The organism is Psychrobacter sp. AOP30-A2-5 (assembly GCF_052378115.1).
In the GTDB taxonomy this organism is placed as follows: domain Bacteria; phylum Pseudomonadota; class Gammaproteobacteria; order Pseudomonadales; family Moraxellaceae; genus Psychrobacter.
In genome coordinates this window covers 75,988-98,487 of record NZ_JBQSXK010000011.1, presented here as the reverse complement: position 1 = coordinate 98,487, position 22,500 = coordinate 75,988, and the positions used below count along the sequence as shown (strand labels likewise).

Below are 22,500 nucleotides of genomic sequence, written 5' to 3'. Positions count from 1 at the left end.
ACGGCTATCCCTAGCATCAGCCATTATTGTCATCATTGTTTTCGTCATTATTTCAGCTATTATCGTCCTATTTCTATTACTCACGCCAGATCATCCGCGTCCAACATAGCCTGTATCCCTGTGAAAAATACCATCAGTAAATCCCAAAATAATATGCCAGAACCTCTATCTACACCAATCAATAATGCAACATCGTGGGTCTTAAAACTCACCATTGGCTTGATTGGGATGTTTGCTTTTTTGCAAGTGTATTCTATTCAGGCCATTTTGCCCGTATTAATGGTAGACCTGTCTGCAACTGAGGTGCAAGCTGGCATGATCGTCGGTGCAACGGTGATGGCGATTGCTATTATGTCGCCATTCTTGGGCATGCTGTCTGACGCTGTGGGGCGTAAATCCTTTATCGTTGGCGCATTATTATTTTTAGCGATACCAACTGCTTTAATTGCCCAAAGTCCGAGTATTGGTTGGATGGGTATGTGGCGGTTTATGCAAGGGTTGTCTGTACCGGGCATTACCGTGGTGACGATTGCTTATATCGGTGAAGAGTTTGAGGGACGCGCTGTCACAGAACTGATGTCGTTCTATGTCTCAGGCTCGGTACTTGGCGGCTTCATGGGGCGATTTTTGCTTGGGCATTTGCACGAGCTTATCGGCTGGCGTGCAGGCTATTATGTGATGGCAGCGATGACCCTTATCGGTGCGCTGTGGGTCGGCAAAATGCTGCCATCGTCACAGCAGTTTGTGGCCAATCCGAATTTTCGTTCCGCGATGCAGACGCTCGGTGAGCATCTAACCAATCGTTATGTGGTGACGGCTTGTCTGCTAGGAGCGTGTGTTTTATTCTCACTCGTGGGTTGTTTTACCTTTATCAATCTACATCTTGCTAAGACGCCATATGAGTTGAATACGGGTGCGCTTGCCAATATTTTTGCCGTTTATTTGATAGGCGTTGTCATCACGCCATTGTCGACGACCTTGCTACGTCGCTTTGGTTCAGCGCGCACAGTGCGCGTGGCTGTTTTCGTTTCTATGATTGGGGTGCTGTTAACGCTAGTAACGCCGTTATGGGGCATTATTATTGGTCTTGCTATTATGTCCTCAGGTGTCTTTATCACCCAAGCTGCTACCATCAGTTATATCGCCGTCAATGTTAAAAAAGGGCGCTCATTGGCGTCTGGTTTATATTACATGGGGTATTATGCTGGCGGTACGATGGGTGCGTGGTTATGCGGTATGGCTTATGCGCGCGGGCAGTGGTCGCTCACAGTATGGCTGCTCTTATTTGTACAGATTTTGGCATTACTGGTTGCCAGTTTTGGCATGATTAAAACAAAATCACGCGCGGCTTGATGGCTGTTTTTGAGCAATTTTCATCAAGCTATTGCAGCTTAGGATGTTTACGTAAGGTTGCTTTACATAGCGTCGATTTTTTCTTACTATCGATATAGCCTGTTCAATACACCTTAATAATTCTATTAATAATGTTAGCCACTATCACTTTTTAAACAGCCAATTTTTTATAAGTAAAAGCTAAAATAACTAGAACTGCGTGCCATCAATTATCCATGATTCACCCGCATAATAACTTATCCGCATGACCAACAAGGACGTCACATCTATGTCAAATATTTACCACAGCGCCCCTTCTGCTTACGATTATCCCTTATTAGTTAAGCAACTATTGAACCGTGCCAAAACGGTGTCGCTAGAGCAAGAAATCGTTTATGCTGACAAAAAACGCCTTACCTATAAAGATTTATTCAATCGTATCAATCGCTTGGCCAATGTCTTAGTAGGTTTAAATCTAGATGCAGGTGATATAGTGGCGGTGATGGATTGGGACAGCCATCGTTATCTTGAGTCGTATTTCGCGGTACCGATGTCAGAGTATATTTTACAAACCGTTAATATCCGCCTATCGCCAGAAAAAATTCTTTATACCATCAATCACGCTAAGCCAAAAGTGCTGCTGCTCAACTCTGAGTTTGCGCCATTGGTCAAAAGCTATCAGTTTGAAAACTCTAGTATTGAGCACATTATTTGGCTAGATGATGATGGCGTGACATCTGAAGGAGTCTTCGGTGGTAATCAAAACCGCGTAGTAGGTGAGTATGAAGCGTTATTACAAGCTGCCGATAGTGAGTTTGACTTCCCAGATTTTGATGAAAACACCATTGCCACGACGTTTTATACCTCAGGCACGACGGGCGATCCAAAAGGCGTATTCTTTAGCCACCGCCAGCTAGTATTGCATACTCTTACCGAAGCGGCGACATTAGGTATGCTGCCCGACAAGCAAGGCGTCAGCTACGGTGATGTCTATATGCCGATGACGCCAATGTTCCACGTACATGCGTGGGGCTTTCCATTTACTGCGACCATGGCTGGTCTGAAGCAAGTGTATCCGGGACGCTATGCACCAGATGTGTTAATGGATTTGATTATTAATGAAAAAGTTAGTATTACCCATTGTGTCCCAACGATTTTGCAAATGGTGCTCAAAGAAGCGCAAGATCGCGGTGCTAGCTTTAATGGTTTAAAAATGATCATCGGTGGTTCAAGGTTGACTGAAGGCTTGGCAAAAACCGCCATGGCACAAGGTATCGAAGTATATACTGGTTATGGTATGTCAGAGACAGCGCCCCTTATTAGCTTGACAGAATTTAGTCTCGACGAGCCTGAAATGAGTGAAGATGAAGATATCGCTCGCCGTTGTATGACTGGTAAGCCCGTACTGATGGTGGATGCTCAAATATGGAGTAGCAATAATGAGTCGGTTGGTACCGGTCAAGACAATACTGGCGAGCTGGTATTGCGCGCACCTTGGCTAACGCAAAGCTATCTAAAAAATGACGATGCGGGCAAAGAGCTGTGGGAAAACGGCTATATGCACACCCAAGACATTGCTTATATACGTCCTGATGGTTATATTAGAATTACTGATCGCTTAAAAGATGTCATTAAGTCAGGCGGCGAGTGGATATCGTCATTAGAGATTGAGACGATTTTGTCGTTACATCCAGCGGTCGCTGACGTATCTGTGATTGGGGTACGTGACAAACAGTGGGGCGAGCGTCCATTGGCCTTGATTGTGTTAAAACCTAATGCTCAAGACACGAGCGTTGATGATATCAAAGCCATTGCTGAGAAAGCTGTAGAGCGGGGTATTATCCCGAAATATGGTGTGCCAAGTCAGTTTAAGTTCGTCAATGAGCTACCAAAGACTTCTGTTGGTAAACATGACAAAAAAGTGATGCGTGAGATGTATGCTGATCAAACTGAGGTATAGGCTTAAAGTGGCTTAACTATTGAGCAGATAACTGGCTTAATAGTTGACCTTTATTGTTAGCTCTGCTACATTTTAAACCGATACCTACTAAATCGATACGTAGTGTATCGGTTTTTTGTTCTATTAGAGATAGCTGGCAGGGATAGCCAATCTTTACTATGACAATATTACATCGTATTACCCATCATTTATGCTAAGGACAGCTATTATGAGCGAGCAAACCGCCACTTCAGTGACCAACCAATCGTCAGAGCAAGCTCAGACTTCTCAAGCGTTATCTAATACCACTCAAACTTTTGCTGAAATTTATCACTCTTCTATTGAAAATAAAGAGCAGTTTTGGGCAGAGCAAGCAAAGCGTATCTATTGGCATAAAGAACCTGAACAAATCCTTGATGACAGCAATCTGCCTTTTGCGCAGTGGTATGTCGGCGGCGAGACCAATCTTTGCTATAACTGTGTGGATCGCCATCTTGCAGAACGCGCAGAGCAAGATGCTTTTATCTGGTTATCCTCTGAGATTAACCAAGAGTTAATCGAAACCTTTCCTGCAGTCGTCGATGCGTTTAAAGATTTGGGTAATAACGTTGAGCTTTACACGGACTATACCAAACGTCGTCTGACCTATAATGACCTATATAAAGAAGTCAATTATTTTGCTGATGTGCTACAGCGTCATGGTATTGGCAAGGGCGATCGCGTTGTCATTTACATGCCGATGATTCTAGAAGCCGCTTATGCCATGTTGGCTTGCGCTCGTATCGGTGCGGTACATTCCGTGGTATTTGGTGGTTTTGCTGCCCATAACTTAGCCATTCGTATGGATGATGCCGAAGCAAAAATGGTCATCACGGTGGATGCAGGTTTGCGTGGCGGTAAAGTTATTAATTATAAAAACCTTGTCAATCAAGGGGTAGAGCAAGCAACGGTCAAGCCCAAGCATGTATTGGTCATCAATCGTGGCATTTTACCATTTGAGCCAAAAAATATTGATGTTGATTATGCAACTCAGCGCCGTATCAGCTGTGAAGCCAATGCGATTGTCGAGCCAGTTTGGCTTGAGTCAAATACGCCATCATATTTACTTTATACCTCAGGCACTACGGGTACGCCAAAAGGCGTGCAACGTGATACAGGTGGTCACGCGGTTGCGCTAACGACGTCGATGGACTATATCTACGATGGCAAGGCGGGCGAGACATTTTGGGCGATATCAGATATCGGCTGGGCGGTCGGGCATTCTTACACCATTTATGCACCATTGCTGGCTGGCATGACGAGTGTGATGTATGAAGGCTTACCACATCGACCAAACCCTGGTATCTGGTGGCGAATTGTGGAAGCCAACAAGGTCAATATTTTGTTCACCGCGCCGACCGGCGTACGTATGCTCAAAAAGCAAGATGAGACATGGATGACACGCTACGATGTCTCAAGTGTCAAATCGTTCTTTTTGGCAGGTGAACCACTGGATGAATCGACAGCCAACTGGCTGACTAAGCATTTAGGTGTGCCAATTTTAGACCATTATTGGCAAACAGAGTCTGGCTGGCCCATCCTGAGTAACACGCCCAAATTCAATCATAAGCCGCACAAGCAAGGCTCACCTGGTTATCCCATGTATGGTTACGATGCGCATGTCATTAATGAAGAAACAGGCGAACCTTGTAAAGCTGGCGAAAAAGGACTGCTCGCGATTCGTGCACCATTGCCGCCCGGTTGTCTGACCACGGTATGGCGAAATGACGAACGCTTTGTCAGTAGCTATTTTGGTCTGTTTGATGGCAAGCAATATTCAACCTCAGACTATGCCGTGACTGATGAGGAGGGTTATTTTTATATTTTAGGACGAACTGACGATGTGATTAACGTCGCCGGTCATCGTATTGGCACGCAAGAAATTGAAGAAGCGATTAGTACGCATCCAGAGATGGCAGAATGTGCGGTTGTGGGTATTCATGATGAATTGAAAGGAGAATTGCCGATAGCCTTTTGTGTGCTGAGAGATCATGAACAAGTCACGACCACCGAAAATCGTTTCCGTATTGAGCAGCAGGTCATCGGTGCTGTGGTCAAATCCCTTGGTGGTATCGCAAGGCCAGCGGCAATTTATTTCCCGCAAGCACTACCAAAAACGCGCTCTGGCAAAATCTTACGTCGAGCCATTCGTGCTCTAGCAGAAGGCAACGAAACAGGAGATATGTCAACGCTTGATAATCCAACAGCGATTGAGGCGATTAAGCAGTCTATGAAAGACTACTAATACGATGGCGTATTAATTGAAAAAAGCCATCTAACGTTAATATTGAAAAAAAGCTCATGCACAATCATGGGCTTTTTTGTTTTCAATTTAAGGCGTCTCTTCATTTTTATCACTACTTAGTCGCTTTCGCTCAAACTGAAAATATACCTTACATAAAGTTTTTTTCGTTAACATAAACTCAGATAAAATTTTGACAAAGCGCTTGACCCTAAAAATGGTTTATTGGTATAGTCAATAACGATACGAAATAAATCATTTTATAAATTACGTTTGATCGATAAAAGCTCATCATTTTTTCTCTCTTTTTGAATATTAAGACACCGCTAAAGGGTAGTCTCGCAAACAAGATAAGGATATCTTATGCACCACGTCAAGCAGCTCATCAATGGTCAATTTGTTGATTCTAATACCAGTGAATGGATTGATATCACCGATCCTGCCACGCAAGAAGTCATAGCCAAAGTTCCGCAAACCACAGACGATGAAATCAATCAGGCGGTTGCAGCAGCCAAAGCCGCTTTTCAAACGTGGCGCAAAACACCGATTACCACACGTGCGCGTATCTTTCTAAAATATCAGGCATTGATTCGTGACCATATGGATGAGCTAGCAGAAATCTTGACCGCAGAGCAGGGCAAGACTATTGCTGATGCACGCGGTGATGTATTCCGTGGTTTAGAAGTGGTTGAGCATGCTGCTGGGATTGCAAATCTACAGATTGGCGATTTCGTTGAAAACGTTGCCTCAGGCGTTGATACCTATAGTATTTGGCAGCCGCTTGGTGTTTGTGCTGGTATCACGCCGTTCAACTTCCCAGCGATGATTCCTCTGTGGATGTTCCCAATGGCGATTGCCACGGGCAATACTTTTATCCTAAAACCTTCTGAACAAGATCCGATGGTGACCATGCGTTTGGTTGAGCTAGCGGTTGAAGCGGGCGTACCTGAAGGTGTGCTAAACGTCGTACATGGTGGCAAGGCGACCGTTGATGCGATTTGTGATCATCCTGATATCAAAGCAGTTTCATTTGTCGGTTCGACCAACGTCGGCAAACACGTTTATGAGCGTGCCAGTCAATCAGGAAAACGTGCACAGTGTATGATGGGCGCGAAAAACCATGGTGTTATATTGCCAGATGCCAATAAAGAGCAAACGCTAAATCAGCTAGCTGGTGCTGCATTTGGTGCTGCTGGTCAACGTTGTATGGCATTGTCAGTTGTGGTGCTAGTGGGCGCTGCGGGTGAATGGATTGATGATATCAAGGCCAAAGCAGAAGGTTTAATCGTCTCAGCTGGTAAGCATGATAAAGACTTAGGTCCGCTAATTTCTCCCGCGGCAAAAGCGCGTGTTGAGCATTTGATTGGTACTGGAGTAGAAGAAGGGGCAAGCTTGATTCTTGATGGTCGCGGTATTACGGTTGAAGGGTATGAGAAAGGCAACTTTGTAGGACCTACTATCTTTGATAACGTCACTGCGGATATGCAAATTTACAAAGAAGAAATCTTTGGACCTGTACTGTGCATCATGCGTGCTGCCAGCTTAGATGAAGCGATTGAATTACTCAACGCCAATCCACATGGTAATGGTACGGCTATCTTTACTCAGTCAGGTGCAGCTGCGCATAAGTTCCAACAAGATATCCAAGTGGGCCAAATCGGTATTAACTTGCCGATTCCTGTACCATTACCAATGTTCTCATTCTCAGGCTCGCGTGCCAGTAAACTTGGTGATCTCGGTCCTTATGGTAAGCAAGCGGTACAGTTCTATACTCAAACTAAGACCGTCACGGCGCGCTGGTTTGATGATGAGGCGAGCCGCGGGGTTAATACCACTATTTCAATTTAACGCTGAATCACCTATATTTGCATTGACGCTTTAATACACTCTATTCAGCACAAGGATGACCCCATGGATTTTTCATTGACCGATGACCAAATTGCCTTTCGCCAAACTGCTAGACAGTTTGCACAAAAAGAGCTAAAGCCCAATGCCGCTGAATGGGATCGCACCTCGCATTTCCCAATTGATGTGATTAAAAAATCAGGCGAGCTCGGCTTTTTAGGGTTATATACCAACCCTGACTATGATGGCTTGGGTCTGCCGCGTTTAGATTCTGCGATGGTGTTTGAGGAGTTAGCATGGGGTGATACGGCTGTTGCTGCTTATATGAGCATTCATAACATGGCTGGCTGGATGATTGGTGAGTTTGGCAGTGATGCATTGTGCAAAAAATATTTGCCAAATATGGTTAGTGGTGAATGGCTGGGCAGTTATTGTTTGACCGAGCCTAATGCCGGTTCTGATGCGGCATCACTACGTACCAAAGCCGATAAGCAAGGCGAGCATTATATTCTTAACGGCGAAAAAACCTTTATCTCAGGGGCAGGTTCCACTGATGTGTTAGTGGTTATGGCACGTACGGGCGCTGCAGGTCCAAAGGGGATTTCAGCATTCGTCGTTGATGCAGACAGTGCTGGTATCGAATACGGCAAAAACGAGCATAAAATGGGTTGGAAAGCACAACCAACACGGACGATTAGCTTTAAAGATGTCAAAGTGCCAGTAGAAAACCTCATCGGCGAAGAAGGTCAAGGCTTTCGTATTGCGATGAAGGGTTTAGATGGCGGTCGGATTAATATTGGTATCTGTGCAGTCGGTACTGCGCAAGCGGCGCTTGAGACAGCGACCAATTACGTGCAAGAGCGTAGCCAATTTGGTAGTCCGATTGCTAGTTTACAGTCGGTACAGTTTAAGCTTGCAGATATGTTGACCCAAACCATTACCGCACGGCAAATGCTCTATTTAGCGGCGAATAAAGTCGACAATAATGATGCACAGGCCTCTACTTATTGCGCAATGGCAAAGCGTTTGTCTACTGACTTGTGTTTTGATGTCGCCAATGAAGCCTTACAGCTGCATGGCGGTTATGGTTATCTCAATGAGTATCCGCTTGAGCGCCATGTGCGAGATTTGCGTGTGCATCAAATCTTAGAAGGCACCAATGAGATTATGCGCGTGATTGTCTCACGTCAGCTGCTACAAGACGATGCGTTAAGCCAGTTACGCTAATCATTTTATATGAATAGATAATTTGCCTATTCGAATGTATGGATAAAGCAATTTTATAAAAAATTATAACAAGGATATTTCATGACGGATTATACCAACTTAAAACTATCAATTAATGGTCATATTGCGACGCTCACATTGAACAACCCACCTGCTCATACGTGGACGATGGACAGTCTCAATGCGCTTAAGCAATTGGTCTCTGATCTCAATACCAATGATGAGGTGTATGCGTTAATCGTCCATGGTGATGGCGAGAAGTTCTTTTCAGCAGGTGCCGATTTAAATAATTTTGCAGATGGCGATAAAGGTCGTGCGATTAGTATGGCGATAGCCTTTGGTGAAGCATTTGAAGCGTTGTCAGCCTATCGCGGCGTGAGCATCGCTGTCATCAATGGCTATGCGATGGGCGGTGGTCTTGAATGTGCGCTGGCTTGTGATATCCGTATTGCAGAAGACCATGCACAAATGGCATTGCCTGAGACTGGCGTTGGTTTGTTACCTTGTGCTGGCGGTACCCAAAATCTAACAGCTTTAGTAGGTGAAGGCTGGGCAAAGCGCATGATATTGTGCGGCGAGCGCGTCGATGCCGAGACTGCACTACGCATTGGCTTAGTCGAAGAAGTTGCTATAAAAGGTGAGGGATTACAAACAGCACAAGCCTTGGCACAAAAAGTCGCTAAACAATCACCAGTTGCGGTCAGTTATTCCAAAACACTTATCCAAGCGGCAAGACATACTCCGCCTGCACAAAACCTTATCCATGAGCGTGAAGCCTTTGTTAAATTGTTCGATACTGAAGATCAGCGCGAAGGTGTACAAGCATTTTTAGAAAAACGTAAACCCACTTGGCAAAATAAATAAACGCCATAAAGTCAAACTTAATGATACTATTTTTCTTTTAATATTTGTAGGTCACTTTTATGACAACAGCTATAGAAGGCAAACCAGAAGCGCCGGTACTATTCAGCACCGAACCGACAGATTGTGGTCACCTGATTGGGATAATGACGTTAAATATGCCAAAGTCTCTTAATGCCCTTAGCGTTGAGATGTGTCAATTGTTATCGCAGCAACTAGAGCAGTGGCAAGGTGATGAGCAAGTGGTGGCATTGCTATTAAAAGGCGCAGGCGATAAGGCGTTTTGTGCTGGCGGTGATATTCGTAAGCTTTATGACAGTATGTCTAGTGATGCACCGCTACCGAATCCTTACGCGACAGAATTTTTTGGTCATGAATATCGTCTTTATCGGCAGATGCACTTTTATTCCAAACCACTAATACTCTGGGGTGACGGCATTATCATGGGTGGTGGCATGGGCTTGATGGCAGGTTGTAGTCACCGCTTGGTCACAGAGCGCACGCGATTTGCCATGCCAGAAGTAACTATTGGGCTGTTCCCTGATGCTTCTGGCAGTTGGTTCTTGCAGCGCATGCCTGCTAAAACAGGTTTGTTCTTAGGGTTAACGGGCGCGATGTGTAATGGCAGTGACGCTTTATTAGCCAATCTTGCAGAGTATGCCGTCGCCAGTAGTGACTATGATGCCGTCATACAAAGTTTAAAACAGAGTAATTGGCAATCAGCAGCTGGTAATAACGATAAATGCCACAACGATAGCGCTCATAGTATTGTTAGCCGTGCACTGGCTGCGCAACCAGTAGCTGAACTGCCTGCTAGTAAATTGGCAATCCATTGGCAACCTATTGAGCAGTTGATGAACAGCGGCGGACTGGGTGATATCGATGCTTTATTACAAAGTGATGCAGTACTCGAAAAAATAGATACAGAGTTTGCCAATGATAGCTGGACGCAGCGAGCAGTAGACACTTATCGCCATGGCTGTCCAGTTACCGCTGCTTTAACTTATGCGCTTTATTATAAAGTCACTGACTTATCACTAGAGCAAGTTCTGTATTTAGAAGCCAATGTAGCCGTACATTGTGCCGCCAATCCTGACTTTAAAGAAGGGGTACGTGCGCTGCTCATTGATAAAGATCGTAATCCACAATGGTCGCGTTCACTAGCAGACTGCCTAAGTAGCGAAGGGCAGGCGTACATACAGCAGCACTTTGTGGATCCTTATGCTAAAGGTGAGCATCCGTTAGGCGATTGGTTGGGTGATGAGGCTTTAGGCAGTCAGTCTGTGCGTTAAAAATTGAATTTATCAATTTAATATAGACATCAAATTAAAATTACACTCAATTAAATAGTTTACAACTATATGTGTAGCAACGCCTGCGCGCATGATTAATACTAACCATCAAGGAATGATGAGATGAATACAAAGGATATGAATACTACCAAGACGGATAAGCCACATATCGCCTTTATTGGGCTTGGTAATATGGGCGCACCAATGGCAGAGAACTTGTTAAAAGCAGGTTACCCGCTCTCGGTTTATGATTTATCCGCAGAAGCAACTGAGCGCTTGCAGCAAGCAGGTGCCAGTGTAGCAGATAGTCCTAAAGATGCTGCACGTCATGCGCAAATCGTTATCAGTATGTTGCCCGCTGGCAAGCATGTCCATTCTGTCTATTTAGGAGAGGGTGGCTCTGACGGTCTACTTGCAGAGCTAGCAAAAGGTACTTTAGTGATTGACAGTAGTACCATCGCGGCAGCTGATGCAAGAACAGTGGCGGAGGCGGCAAGCAAGCTTGGCATAGACTTCTTAGATGCCCCAGTCTCCGGTGGTACGGGCGGTGCTATCGCTGGTACGTTAACCTTTATCGTTGGCGGAGAGGATACAGCCTTTGCCAAAGCTGAGCCAATACTGGCAGTGATGGGTAAAAATATCTTTCATGCAGGCGAGCATGGCGCAGGACAAGTGGCAAAAATCTGTAATAATATGCTGCTTGGAATTTTGATGGCAGGAACGGCAGAAGCGATTAATCTGGGCGTCAAAAACGGTCTCGATCCAAAAGTGCTATCGGATATCATGCTACAAAGCTCAGGTCGTAACTGGACACTAGAGGTATACAATCCTTATCCGCAAGTGATGGAGAATGTCCCATCTAGCAATGGCTATCAAGGGGGATTTATGAGTAAGCTCATGCAAAAGGATCTTAACCTTGCTATGCAGACCGCTGAAGATACTCATGTAGAGACGCCGATGGGAGCCAAAGCGACAGAGCTATATGAAGCGCATGCAATCGAGAACGGCGATAGAGATTTCTCGAGCATTATGGCGCGTCACGACAGCTCAGTATTGACTTAAGATTTTAAAAAAAAGCATAACTAAAAAAGGTCTGCATTATTATCTTAATGCAGACCTTTTTTTTTGCTTATATTGCATCATCTAGCTGGGTAGGTCATAGACTAGAGACTGAATATCTTGCGCTGCTTTTTGCAGTCGTGGGACATGGGTTAAGAGATCATCTAAAGACACTCGTATGGTCGGTGCATGAAGATATAGCGAAGCAAGGTAGCGCGACTTTCTATCCCGTATCGGTACGGCGATTGCGACCATCTCAGAGATAAACTCCTCATTATCGATACCGATACCTGTTTCAGCGATGCGATCAAGCTCAGCGTTTAGCGCATCGATATCGGTGATCGTATTTTTGGTAAACTTATCCAATGAAAGGTTTTGCAGTATTTTGTCGCGGCTTGTGCGCGGCAACTGACTTAAATACAGCTTACCAGTCGCTGTACACCACATTGGTGATTTTGCGCCCACTGGCAAATAAATCTGTATCGGCAAGGTCGTATTTGCACGGTTGGTATAGATCATATTCATCTGATAAGGCACACCGATCCCGCAGGTCTCTTTTAGCTCATCAACCAGCTTTTGCAAAATCATTTGTCGCTCATTAAAGAACAATCGCTGCTGCCAAAGCTCAACACCCAAGTTTCGTACTCGCTTGCCCGGTATAATGCCGCCGCCAATATCCACAGTGACAAACCCTTCATCGAGCAGATTTTGAATCAATCGATGAATGGTCGGCTTGGGAATATCAAGCTCTTGCGATAGCTCAAGTGGCGAGAGCGGTTTTGAGGCATAGGACACCGCCTCGATAATCTCTAACACACGGGTAATCGACGATACTTTAGGCATATGAGTGGCTCAATAAGAATAAAAAGAATACAGTAGGAAATACAACAAGGCATTAACAGATAAAAGTAAATACGCAGCCTTGCGACACATTTTCCCTAACCTCTAATTTAGCATAATATCAAGCCTAGACAAGATCTAGTTACTCTATATGCCAATACTAAATGTATCAATACTAACGTCACACAGTCATACAATATTGAAAACTGATACCAATACTTTTTTCTGAAAAGTTTTCTAAAAGCAATAATTACTACACCATCTCACAAAATACAACAAACTGTAGTAATAAGCTATATAACTGTTATTGAGTTAAATAAAGAGGTAGGTCATTATAATGACATATTTTGTAATATCCTTACATGAAGATTAAGCTAACCAATATTCATGTTTGCGCTGCTGAGTTACTTTAAGAGCATTGTGTAACAGAAAGTCGAAGTTTTGCGGATTGGTGTAGTAATTATTACAATATCTATGCAATCTTTACATAACGGCAAATAAAAAGCGCTCCTAGAGGGGTGACTTTTCCGGCCAAAATTGTTTTAATCTGCTCAACAAAATGATCGATTTAAAAAAAGCTAAATTGTCATTTTTTATGGGCGACTTATTCCACACTTTAGGAGAGTATTTATGAGACTTATTAAATTAACAGCAATTTCTGCTGCCGTTTTAGCGTCAACTGCTGCACTAGCTGCTGAACCTGTTATCGTTGTTGATGGTAACGATGCAGTTGTATATGAAGCTGAGCCTGTTGCTGTTGCATATGAAGCTGAGCCTGTTGCTTATGCATACAATGCTGACGCTGGTATCGTTCGCAATACTACTGGTGCTGTTGTTGGTGGTACTAAGACTTTCTTCCAAACTGCTATCAACCCAGCTTCTGTTAGCGCTGAAGTTGGTACACTAGGTTATGGTGCTAACATCGGTTGGTCACTAAATGAGAAAACTGAATTACAAGCTGGTTGGGCTGGTGGCGATGTTGCTGACCTATTCGGCGGTGACTTTGACGCAAACGACGTAAACTATGACGTTGATTCTGACTTCAGCAACCCGTACCTAGGTGTGCAATTACGTCCTACTGGTAACTGGTTTACAATGGGTGCTGGTATCATTGTACCTGACAACGACATCGACGTAACTGCTAATCCAGATGGCGGCGTATACAAAATTAACGATAGAACGTTTGTTGCTGATGGCGAAAATGGTGTAGGTTCTTTACAAGGTACTATGGAACATCGTAACAAACTAGCACCTTATGGTACTATCGGTTTCCGTCCTAACATCGGTAACAACTGGGGTGTATTCGGCGAAATCGGTGCAGCCTATATGGGTAAAACTAACGCGACTGTAAATGCAGTTGACCCAGAAAGAAATGTGAATATTGATAATGGTGTTACTCCAGGTGGTGTAGATTCAGGCTTAAATGCTGGTCAAGTTGCTAAACTTGCTGAGCGTGAGCTTGAAGATAAAGACTATCTTGAGTGGATGCCAATTGTTAAGCTTGGTGCAACTTACCGTTTCTAATCTAATCACAGTTTAAGTACTGTTATTAGAAGAATAGTAAGAAAAAACGATCCTTTTTAGGGTCGTTTTTTTTGTTTGTGAAAGGGTAGTTGTTAGAATGAATCATATGTATAAATAATCTAGAAAATAACGATGGTTTGTTGCGCTGACAATACCGCGATACGGTAATCGGACTTAATGTCTGCTATGACCATTAAAGGTGATGGTTCTCTAATAGCATGAATCAAATCAGCAATCAGGTAGGAGTAATCTACTCCTAACCCTTGTGCCAGTTTGTATTGATAAATTTTGATAAAACTTTCTTTTATTTGCCATAGTAATTTAGCGATAGTCTCACGCTGAAGTGGTGATAGTGCTTGTAAAGCAGCTATTTCATGCTTAGAGTAAAACCGATGTGCTACGTGCCATGCTACATGATTGGTTTCAATATCAATACCAATGGGACGGTGACGACTAATGACCACTGTTACTTTACTGTTCAATGATTTATTGATTGTCTGAACAGTATTTTGATTAATATCATGATTCTTGCTGCCTGTATGACTAAAGCATACGTAATATTCACTGCTGCTAAGCCGATACGGGAAATTTGACTCATCCAAAGTATCGCGCAACTTTAGCTCAATCAGTAATTTTTGTAGCAATAATCGAACGCCTTTACGTTGTAAGTGACGTTGATGCTGCGCCATTTCACGCGTTGATAAACTTACTGATGACAGGCAGTAATACCAATTAAGCTCGTAAAGTTTCTGAAAACCTACCTGTGATATATTGTTCGCGGATGACCACAGTAATTCATCCCACATTCTTTTGAAGTTGAGGGATGAACGCTCGCTCACTTGTGCAGTGGCGCACCACGTTGCAGGATCGAGCTGGGTATATTGGACATGGGTCAGATTTAAGATAGAGCTTGGCATCATTGATTACATCTATTGGATTCGTTCACTTAGTAACATGCAAAAAGCCCAGCGATATATTATTGCTGGGCTTTCAATTATAAAATATATTGAGCTTTATCGACTGTGATTGGTTTTACTGGTGTTAGTAAGACAATTCAGCACGGCGATTTAGTGCGTAAGCTTCTTCAGTATTACCAGCGGCAGCAGGGCGCTCTTCACCATAACTGATGATGCGGATATTGTTTACTGCGACGCCTTGAGTAGCAAGGTAATCACGTGCTGCAGCAGCACGGCGCTCACCTAGTGCCATGTTGTATTCACGGCTACCGCGTTCATCAGTATTACCTGCGATAACAACGCTGGCTGCTGGATTTGAGTTGAGCAAGCTGGCATGTTGATTAAGAATGCTCGCTGCTTGTGAAGTAATTTCGCTGCTATCAAAAGCAAAGTAAACAACTGCCTGTAGGTTTTCTGCGCCCATAATAACCGCGCTTGAGTTATCTACGATGACTGCGCCAGTGTATCCAACTTGACCACCTGGGATACCTAGTGGGGCAACCACGACTTCAGAAGTAGCACGTTTGGTCGCACAACCTGTGGTTAGTGCCACAGCGCTTGATAATACAGCGAGGACTGCGATCTTAGAAAAACTGGTTGACATAATGAGCTCCTAAAATTTTAATTAATTAAAATTGTTTTTTTTGAACTGCTTACGATAAAACTTAGGCAATTGCTATCTATCATATACTAAATGTTACTTTATGTAAGTAGTATTACTGTAAATAATGCTAGAATTTACAGATAGATATGAGATCTACTACCAGCGGTGCTTGCCCCAATTTTCAGGATTGGCCCAATAATCCGCATTTAACCAATTTGGCAGCTGTTTATAGTCATATAAATTGAACTGCCAAAGTCTAGCGGACGCTGATGACTTTACAGATGAAGGCTGCTCTGATTTGTCAGTAGTATTCATCTCTAAAGATGGTTCATTCAAGATATCAAATGGGGTAAAGCCATAAGCTTTTAGATCTAGGGTGTCATCAAGGGCGATTAGCAGGTGTGCCGCATAAAGATCTCGATAGCGCATGAGCAGCGGAATATACTGCTGCAGAAACTCTGGTGAGAGTGTGGGCAACCAAAAACAGGCGAGCTCATAACGTTCAGGTAATTGTCGTTGATTGAGCTCTAATAATGTCGATATTTGTGGTGAGCGGGTATTTTTTAGCAGTGTCTTTAATGCTAACCGCGCATTTTGATCTGGGACGACCCACAGCAACTCAGTGTCATTATTAGTAGATTCAATCGTTGTGGATGCGTTCGCTTGTATGGTTAGTGAGGGCAAAAGAGCCTCAACGTAATCTATCAGTAATGGTAACGTAATGTCTGAGCGACTGTCGGTTTGCTTTATCATATAATAGGCCGTTTATCGAGTGTTGGTCATCAGTGACCCTATTAAATCATTTTAATCGCGATTATCCAATGGGTGATTGATGCTGATTATGCTGCTCTTTTAATATGTCGACTCTCTTATTCTTTTGATATATCGACTCTCTCATTGCTATCGCATTTTGATAAGTATCAGGGACGATGAACATAATAAAATTGGGACCTGCTCTTGAAATTTGGCAGTTTAGGTCAATGTAGCAAGATACCATTATCATGTTAATGGTCATAAGATTATGCTAATTGATGACCTGCCTTAACCTAAATTATCCCGCTTTTTACCGTATATATTTTTTGCCACAAATAATAATAGGAATACCCATGTCTATTGCTGAAACTGATGCTCAAATTATTAATCCTGATATGCCAGATGTGCCACCGCATGCCCCAAGTAAAATTAATTTAAAAGATTACCAGAAACCTAGCTTTGATGTGGAAACGGTTGATTTAGATATTAAACTGTTCGAAAATCATGCACAGGTAGACAGCACTCTGAAGATGGTACGTCAAACAGCAGGAGATCTCGTATTATTCGGTGAGGAGTTGGAGCTGATCGCCATTACGATGAATGGTAAGCCATTGATGGCTGAGGATTATCAACAACAAGCAGGTACGTTGACTATTAATAATGCACCTGATGCAGTTGTTTTAGAGATTCAAGTACGCATCTGTCCGCAGACCAATACCGCACTTGAAGGGTTCTATATGGCGGGCAGTGGTGATGAGACGATGTTTGTCACTCAGTGTGAGCCCGAAGGCTTTCGTAAAATTACCTTTTATCCAGACCGCCCCGATGTATTGGCGATATTTACCACGCGTCTTGAGGCGGATAAGCGTTATCCAACACTATTGGCCAATGGTAACTTGGTTGAAGAGGGTGAAGTGGCAGATGCCCCAGACCGTCACTATGCGATATGGCATGATCCAACCAATAAACCAAGCTATCTATTTGCCTGCGTTGTCGCTGATTTAGACGTATTGACGGATTCTTATACCACCAGCGAAGGTCGTGAGGTGTTGCTGGAAATATACGCAAAGTCTGCTGACATTGATAAATGTGATGTCGGTATGCAAGCGTTGAAAGATTCGATGAAATGGGATGAGGTCAATTATGGTCGCGCCTACGATTTAGATCGCTATATGATTGTTGCCGTGAGTCAATTTAATATGGGCGCAATGGAAAACAAAGGTCTGAATATTTTTAATACCGCTTGTGTGTTATCCAGTCCTGAGACGACAACGGATGCGCGTAGCTTTAGTGTGAAAGCCATCATTGCCCATGAGTATTTTCATAACTGGACAGGCAATCGCATCACTTGCCGTGATTGGTTCCAGTTGTGTTTGAAGGAAGGTTTTACTGTTTACCGCGATCAATCATTCTCAGCGGATCAGCAGTCGAGTGCCGTACAGCGTATCGACGATGTGGCGACCTTGCGTGCTCATCAGTTTGCGGAGGATGCAGGACCACTGGCACACCCAGTACGCCCTGAGAGTTTCGTCGAGATTAATAATTTTTATACGACGACTGTTTATGAGAAAGGCGCTGAAATCGTACGCATGATTGCCAATACTTTGGGAGCCGAGAACTTTCGTAAAGGCACGGATGAGTATTTCCGTCGTTATGATGGGCAAGCGGTGACGGTTGAGGACTTTTTATCTGCGCTTAGCATCACTGATAGCAAGATTGAAAGCTTTATCGACTGGTATCGTCAGCCGGGCACACCAATGGTGTCTGGTCATCAACATTATAACCATGCAGCGCAGACACTGACGATTACGTTAAGTCAGCAAACCCGTCATGTCAGTGGCTTTGCTGCGCCAAAACCATTGCCTATTCCGGTCGCGACTGTGCTATTTGATAAAGACACTGGTGACATTGTGGCTGAGCGTATGCTGCTACTCGATCAAGCCACGCAAACCTTTACCTTCGAACATATAGCGCGTGAGCCTGTAGTATCCTTGCTACGTGATTTTAGTGCGCCAGTACAGCTCAATTATGATTATCAAGATGCAGATTTGGCATTTTTGCTCAAACATGAAACCAATGGTTTTAACCGCTGGCAAGTGACGCAGATGCTGGTCAATCGTATCTTGCTGCAAGGTCAAGGCGAGAAGAGCAGTCCTGATATCTATCTGCAAGCACTAGCGCAGACATTGCCTGTGCTCGCGGCTGAAGATGCGATGTTGGCTGCCCGCTTGCTTGATATTCCATCAGCGCAAGAGCTGGCGTCTGCTATTCATAAAGGTTACGATCCAGCATTGGTGAAAGCGCAGCGCGACGACTTGTATCAGCAGCTTGCAGAGGCGCTAAAAGATCAATGGGCTGAGCTTTATGAGCAGCTACCTATGCAGTCTTATGAAGATAGTGCCGAGGCTCGTGGCACCCGTGCCTTGCGTAATGTGGTGCTCGATATGGCGCTGACCGCAAATGTCGATGGCGCAGATGAATGGGCGCAGCAGCAGTATGATGATGCAAGCTGTATGACGGAGCGTTTCGGTGCGTTGAAAGCGATGGTCAATCATCAACTGCTAAATGCTGATAAGTATTTAGCAGACTTTTATAATCGCTTCCAAAATAATGATTTGGTCATCGATTTATGGTTTAGTGTGCAAGCGTCTGCTGATACTGTGACCGCTGATACTATCCAATCCTTGATTGCTCACGCAGATTTTGATTGGAATACGCCCAATCGTGTACGCTCAGTGGTCAGTGCCTTTACCTCGCAGCCAACGGCTTTATGGACAGCAGAAGGGTTGGAGCTTTATATTGGTGTGATTAAAAAGTTGGATGATGCCAATCCTGTTTTGGCGTCGCGCTTATTGCAAGTGCTAGCGCGTTGGAATACCTTGGCGGAGCCACGTCGTCAAATGGCGCATGAGCGGTTGATTGAGTTGCAAAAGCAGGCTTCTTCTAAGCATGTACTTGAAAGTCTAAACAGTGTTTTAGGATCAGCGAGCGAGTAGGGTAAATTAAATGACTCTATAACAATAAACTAAATTATTTTATAAGAAAAAGCCCGTCCGATAATAATATCGGACGGGCTTTTTGCTGAGCAACTTATCAAGATAGAGTGATCTTTATCGTGATGAGGGACTGTCAATATTAACGGTTAGGCAAAACGTCTTTGACCATATCACGTAGATTATACAGGGCAGTGACCGTACTGTCCCAATCTAAGCAACCGTCAGTGATAGACTTGCCATATTCGAGCTGACTTAAGTCAGCGGTCAGTTTCTGATTGCCGCCCTTTAGATGGCTCTCAATCATCATACCGATGATAGATTTATTGCCGTTTTGAATTTGTTCAGCAACGTTTTGAATGACCATTGGTTGTAGATACGGGTCTTTACCTGAGTTGGCATGGCTTGAGTCAATCATAATCTTACTATTGGTTTTGCCTTTTGCTAGCTCGTTTTCCACTTGCGCAACCGCAGTTTCGTCATAGTTGGGCTTGCCGTTACCACCGCGGAGTACCACGTGCGCGTAAGGGTTGCCTTTAGACTTGATGATTGAGACTTTGCCATCTGCTGATAAACCCAAGAAGCTATGACCTTCTTTTACGGCTTGCATTGCGTTAACAGCGACTGTCATGCCGCCATCTGTTCCATTCTTGAAGCCTACTGGGCATGATAAGCCTGAACTCATTTCACGATGCGTTTGGCTCTCAGTGGTACGTGCGCCAATCGCTGACCAGCTGATCAAATCCTGCATGTACTGCGGGGTATTCGGGTCTAGTGCTTCGGTAGCGCAAGGCAGACCTTTTTCATTCAAATCGAGCAGTAGCTTACGGGCAGTACGCAGACCTTTTTCAATGTCGAAGCTGTCATTCATATCAGGGTCATTAATCATGCCTTTCCAGCCAACGGTTGTGCGCGGCTTTTCAAAATATACGCGCATCACAACGAACACGCTATCTTCGATTTCTTTTGCTAATATGGCCAAACGATCGGCATATTCGTGAGCGGCTTTGATATCATGAATAGAGCAGGGGCCGATAACCACAAAGAGGCGCTTGTCTTTACCATCCAAGATGTTTTGGATGGTATTACGACCGTTTAATACGGTTTTATAGGCTGCATCTGATAAAGGTAGCTCAGTTTTTAGCTCAGCGGGAGTGATCAAAGGAATGAACTTTTCAATATTCACGTCGTCAATATCTGCATTATGGGTAACTGATGTTGTCATGGTTATATATCGTCTAGCTGATTTATAGGGAGTTTCATTATGCGGACAAAAGTGTTGGTTGACAAGGGCAGTCGCGCAGTTAATTGACTGATAACTGGAATGAGGAAACCAAAACTTAGTTATACTTGTTCAGCGTTAATCGTATATGAGCGCTTCAACAAGCAAGATTGTTACTCAATTTATCTGTCCGTATAGAAAAACGAATTAACCCGTTAAGTAGTTATTTCTGGCTTTTATCAGCTAATTTAGCTATTTGTATCATCGTCACGTATGATGACAATATAAAAGGTATGACGATAAAATAGTGAGTATGGCGAATGCTTAGGTATCACAGAGCTTTCGCGCAGATTTTATGCGTCGTATTTTATAATAATCATTCATTTATTTTATATGCATTTATTGTATTTTTTAATATCGAGAGCTTGTCATGACAGATTCTGCTACGCCTGATCAATATCATAACTTTATAGACCAAACAGAGACTGAAATTCGAAGTGCTGAATTACAGACTGTGCCATTGGTCATCGGTATCGTCGCAGGTGAGGTGTCAGGGGATAGCTTGGGCGCAGACTTCATGCAGCAGATGAATAATCTACGTGGTGATATTGTATGGGTCGGCGTCGGTGGTACAAAGATGCAAGCGCAAGGGCTGCAAAGCATTTTTCCGTTGGAGCGTTTGGCAGTAATGGGTTTGGTAGAAGTCATGGCGCAATTACCTGACCTACTTAAAGCTCGCCGTGAATTATTGAGCGCATTTAAAGCCGCTGATATTAATTGGTTTATTGGCATTGATGCGCCTGATTTTAATCTTAGAGTGGCTAAAAAGTTAAAACCGCAAGGCGTATTCTGCGTGCAGTATGTGAGCCCTTCTATTTGGGCATGGCGTGAGTCACGTATTCATAATATTAAAGCAGCGACCGACCTTGTGTTGTGTTTGTTCCCCTTTGAGCTGTCCGTTTATGAACGTCATAATCATCCAGCAATATGTGTTGGTCATCCGCTGTTGCGTACGATCGATCAAACATTATTAGAGACACCGATCAATCAGCGCCGTAGTGAGCTGGTTTGGCACAACGATGGCTTGCAGCAGTTTTTTATTGAACGATTTGACGATGTCAGCCAGCTTATTTGTGTGATGCCAGGCTCTCGGCGCGGTGAAATCACGGCTATTTTGCCATTGATGTTAGATGGTATTCAAAAGTTGATATTGCTTGACCCCAAGCTGTGCTTTATCATTCCGACCGTCGACCAGAATCACCAATACATCGTCCAAGATGTTATTGATCAGCGCTCAGAGCAACTACGTGCTGCCATCGTGGTGGTCTATGATGATAGCCAGCCAGCCTTTAGTCAGCACGCGATGGCAGCCTCAGATATTGTGATGCTGGCATCTGGCACTGCAACCCTAGAGGCGATGCTATTAGAGCGACCGATGGTGGTGGTTTATCAATTAAATAAGCTCACCTATCAGATTGCCAAACGCTTGGTCAAAGTGCCTTATGTGGCGCTGCCCAACATTTTGGCTGATACTGCAATCGTTCCTGAGCTGATTCAAGAGCAGGCGAGTGGTGATAATATCTGTCGTACGGTCATGCGGCTACTGCAACCGCGTGCCTATGCTGAGCAATTAAAAGATCTCGTCGCCACCAAGCACTTATTACAACAGCAGAGTAATCATGATCCCGCTAATAGTGTGATTGAGCAATGGTTTATCCAAGCGAAACATTGGATTTAAGCCATTATTGATTGCGATCATTTCTTCTTCTATT

General features: G+C 43.9%; 16 protein-coding genes. 11 read left to right on the top strand and 5 right to left on the bottom strand.

Going from position 1 to position 22,500, the window contains the following annotated elements; translation table 11 throughout:
* Positions 1 to 153 precede the first annotated feature (153 nt).
* The 8 genes from ACT3S4_RS09470 (at position 154) to mmsB (ending at position 11,839) form a co-directional block, all read left to right on the top strand.
* Positions 154 to 1,353 (top strand): MFS transporter, encoded by a 1,200-nt coding sequence (locus ACT3S4_RS09470; protein ID WP_170108259.1) that lies wholly within the window; start codon positions 154 to 156, stop codon positions 1,351 to 1,353.
* A 268-nt stretch (positions 1,354 to 1,621) separates the two neighbouring features.
* Positions 1,622 to 3,292 carry a fatty acid--CoA ligase gene (locus ACT3S4_RS09465; protein WP_109590049.1) on the top strand — a complete coding sequence of 557 codons (1,671 nt, stop codon included), beginning with the start codon at positions 1,622 to 1,624 and terminating at the stop codon, positions 3,290 to 3,292.
* Positions 3,293 to 3,500: 208 nt separating this feature from the next.
* Entirely contained in the window at positions 3,501 to 5,555 is a 2,055-nt protein-coding gene (locus ACT3S4_RS09460) for a propionate--CoA ligase (RefSeq protein ID WP_109590047.1), read from the top strand.
* 360 nt (positions 5,556 to 5,915) lie between these two features.
* Entirely contained in the window at positions 5,916 to 7,400 is a 1,485-nt protein-coding gene (locus tag ACT3S4_RS09455) for a CoA-acylating methylmalonate-semialdehyde dehydrogenase (RefSeq protein WP_109590045.1), read from the top strand.
* A gap of 63 nt (positions 7,401 to 7,463) precedes the next feature.
* Positions 7,464 to 8,624 carry an acyl-CoA dehydrogenase family protein gene (locus ACT3S4_RS09450; RefSeq protein WP_087815891.1) on the top strand — a complete coding sequence of 387 codons (1,161 nt, stop codon included), beginning with the start codon at positions 7,464 to 7,466 and terminating at the stop codon, positions 8,622 to 8,624.
* 81 nt (positions 8,625 to 8,705) lie between these two features.
* Positions 8,706 to 9,488, top strand: a complete 783-nt coding sequence (locus tag ACT3S4_RS09445; RefSeq protein WP_087815893.1) for an enoyl-CoA hydratase — start codon at positions 8,706 to 8,708, stop codon at positions 9,486 to 9,488.
* A gap of 59 nt (positions 9,489 to 9,547) precedes the next feature.
* A complete protein-coding gene (locus ACT3S4_RS09440; RefSeq protein ID WP_201560934.1) occupies positions 9,548 to 10,777 on the top strand; it encodes an enoyl-CoA hydratase/isomerase family protein in 1,230 nt (409 codons plus the stop codon).
* Positions 10,778 to 10,900: 123 nt separating this feature from the next.
* The gene (gene mmsB / locus ACT3S4_RS09435) at positions 10,901 to 11,839 is read left to right on the top strand and encodes a 3-hydroxyisobutyrate dehydrogenase (protein WP_444760942.1); all 939 of its coding nucleotides are present in this window, start codon (positions 10,901 to 10,903) and stop codon (positions 11,837 to 11,839) included.
* An 81-nt stretch (positions 11,840 to 11,920) separates the two neighbouring features.
* Here the strand turns inward: mmsB and ACT3S4_RS09430 are convergent, their stop codons facing one another.
* Entirely contained in the window at positions 11,921 to 12,679 is a 759-nt protein-coding gene (locus ACT3S4_RS09430) for an IclR family transcriptional regulator (RefSeq protein WP_055124949.1), read from the bottom strand.
* A gap of 627 nt (positions 12,680 to 13,306) precedes the next feature.
* Here ACT3S4_RS09430 and ACT3S4_RS09425 point away from each other — a divergent pair.
* Positions 13,307 to 14,200, top strand: a complete 894-nt coding sequence (locus ACT3S4_RS09425) for a hypothetical protein (RefSeq protein ID WP_045452795.1) — start codon at positions 13,307 to 13,309, stop codon at positions 14,198 to 14,200.
* A 119-nt stretch (positions 14,201 to 14,319) separates the two neighbouring features.
* Here the strand turns inward: ACT3S4_RS09425 and ACT3S4_RS09420 are convergent, their stop codons facing one another.
* From ACT3S4_RS09420 to ACT3S4_RS09410, 3 genes are all read right to left on the bottom strand, one after another.
* Entirely contained in the window at positions 14,320 to 15,120 is an 801-nt protein-coding gene (locus ACT3S4_RS09420) for a 4'-phosphopantetheinyl transferase family protein (RefSeq protein WP_444760941.1), read from the bottom strand.
* Between the two features lie 121 nt (positions 15,121 to 15,241).
* Positions 15,242 to 15,760: a peptidoglycan-associated lipoprotein Pal gene (gene pal / locus ACT3S4_RS09415; protein WP_109590035.1), complete on the bottom strand. Its 519-nt coding sequence runs from the start codon at positions 15,758 to 15,760 to the stop codon at positions 15,242 to 15,244.
* A 156-nt stretch (positions 15,761 to 15,916) separates the two neighbouring features.
* A complete protein-coding gene (locus ACT3S4_RS09410; RefSeq protein WP_055124945.1) occupies positions 15,917 to 16,513 on the bottom strand; it encodes a DUF6231 family protein in 597 nt (198 codons plus the stop codon).
* A gap of 395 nt (positions 16,514 to 16,908) precedes the next feature.
* Here ACT3S4_RS09410 and pepN point away from each other — a divergent pair, with 395 nt between their 5' ends.
* The gene (pepN, locus tag ACT3S4_RS09405) at positions 16,909 to 19,509 is read left to right on the top strand and encodes an aminopeptidase N (protein WP_238048524.1); all 2,601 of its coding nucleotides are present in this window, start codon (positions 16,909 to 16,911) and stop codon (positions 19,507 to 19,509) included.
* A gap of 139 nt (positions 19,510 to 19,648) precedes the next feature.
* Here pepN and ACT3S4_RS09400 read toward each other — a convergent pair whose 3' ends face one another.
* Positions 19,649 to 20,731: a 3-deoxy-7-phosphoheptulonate synthase gene (locus ACT3S4_RS09400; protein WP_045446373.1), complete on the bottom strand. Its 1,083-nt coding sequence runs from the start codon at positions 20,729 to 20,731 to the stop codon at positions 19,649 to 19,651.
* A 427-nt stretch (positions 20,732 to 21,158) separates the two neighbouring features.
* Between ACT3S4_RS09400 and lpxB the strand changes: the two genes are divergently transcribed.
* On the top strand, positions 21,159 to 22,466 hold the full coding sequence (gene lpxB / locus ACT3S4_RS09395) for a lipid-A-disaccharide synthase (RefSeq protein ID WP_109590030.1): 1,308 nt from the start codon (positions 21,159 to 21,161) through the stop codon (positions 22,464 to 22,466).
* Positions 22,467 to 22,500 lie beyond the last annotated feature (34 nt).

Excerpts from the sequence above, each read along its gene's own strand:
- ACT3S4_RS09470 (WP_170108259.1), top strand. The coding sequence starts at position 154 with ATGCCAGAACCTCTATCTACACCAATCAATAATGCAACATCGTGGGTC.
- ACT3S4_RS09465 (WP_109590049.1), top strand. The coding sequence starts at position 1,622 with ATGTCAAATATTTACCACAGCGCCCCTTCTGCTTACGATTATCCCTTA.
- ACT3S4_RS09460 (WP_109590047.1), top strand. The coding sequence starts at position 3,501 with ATGAGCGAGCAAACCGCCACTTCAGTGACCAACCAATCGTCAGAGCAA.
- ACT3S4_RS09455 (WP_109590045.1), top strand. The coding sequence starts at position 5,916 with ATGCACCACGTCAAGCAGCTCATCAATGGTCAATTTGTTGATTCTAAT.
- ACT3S4_RS09450 (WP_087815891.1), top strand. The coding sequence starts at position 7,464 with ATGGATTTTTCATTGACCGATGACCAAATTGCCTTTCGCCAAACTGCT.
- ACT3S4_RS09445 (WP_087815893.1), top strand. The coding sequence starts at position 8,706 with ATGACGGATTATACCAACTTAAAACTATCAATTAATGGTCATATTGCG.
- ACT3S4_RS09440 (WP_201560934.1), top strand. The coding sequence starts at position 9,548 with ATGACAACAGCTATAGAAGGCAAACCAGAAGCGCCGGTACTATTCAGC.
- mmsB (WP_444760942.1), top strand. The coding sequence starts at position 10,901 with ATGAATACAAAGGATATGAATACTACCAAGACGGATAAGCCACATATC.
- ACT3S4_RS09430 (WP_055124949.1), bottom strand. The coding sequence starts at position 12,679 with ATGCCTAAAGTATCGTCGATTACCCGTGTGTTAGAGATTATCGAGGCG.
- ACT3S4_RS09425 (WP_045452795.1), top strand. The coding sequence starts at position 13,307 with ATGAGACTTATTAAATTAACAGCAATTTCTGCTGCCGTTTTAGCGTCA.
- ACT3S4_RS09420 (WP_444760941.1), bottom strand. The coding sequence starts at position 15,120 with ATGATGCCAAGCTCTATCTTAAATCTGACCCATGTCCAATATACCCAG.
- pal (WP_109590035.1), bottom strand. The coding sequence starts at position 15,760 with ATGTCAACCAGTTTTTCTAAGATCGCAGTCCTCGCTGTATTATCAAGC.
- ACT3S4_RS09410 (WP_055124945.1), bottom strand. The coding sequence starts at position 16,513 with ATGATAAAGCAAACCGACAGTCGCTCAGACATTACGTTACCATTACTG.
- pepN (WP_238048524.1), top strand. The coding sequence starts at position 16,909 with ATGCCAGATGTGCCACCGCATGCCCCAAGTAAAATTAATTTAAAAGAT.
- ACT3S4_RS09400 (WP_045446373.1), bottom strand. The coding sequence starts at position 20,731 with ATGACAACATCAGTTACCCATAATGCAGATATTGACGACGTGAATATT.
- lpxB (WP_109590030.1), top strand. The coding sequence starts at position 21,159 with ATGACAGATTCTGCTACGCCTGATCAATATCATAACTTTATAGACCAA.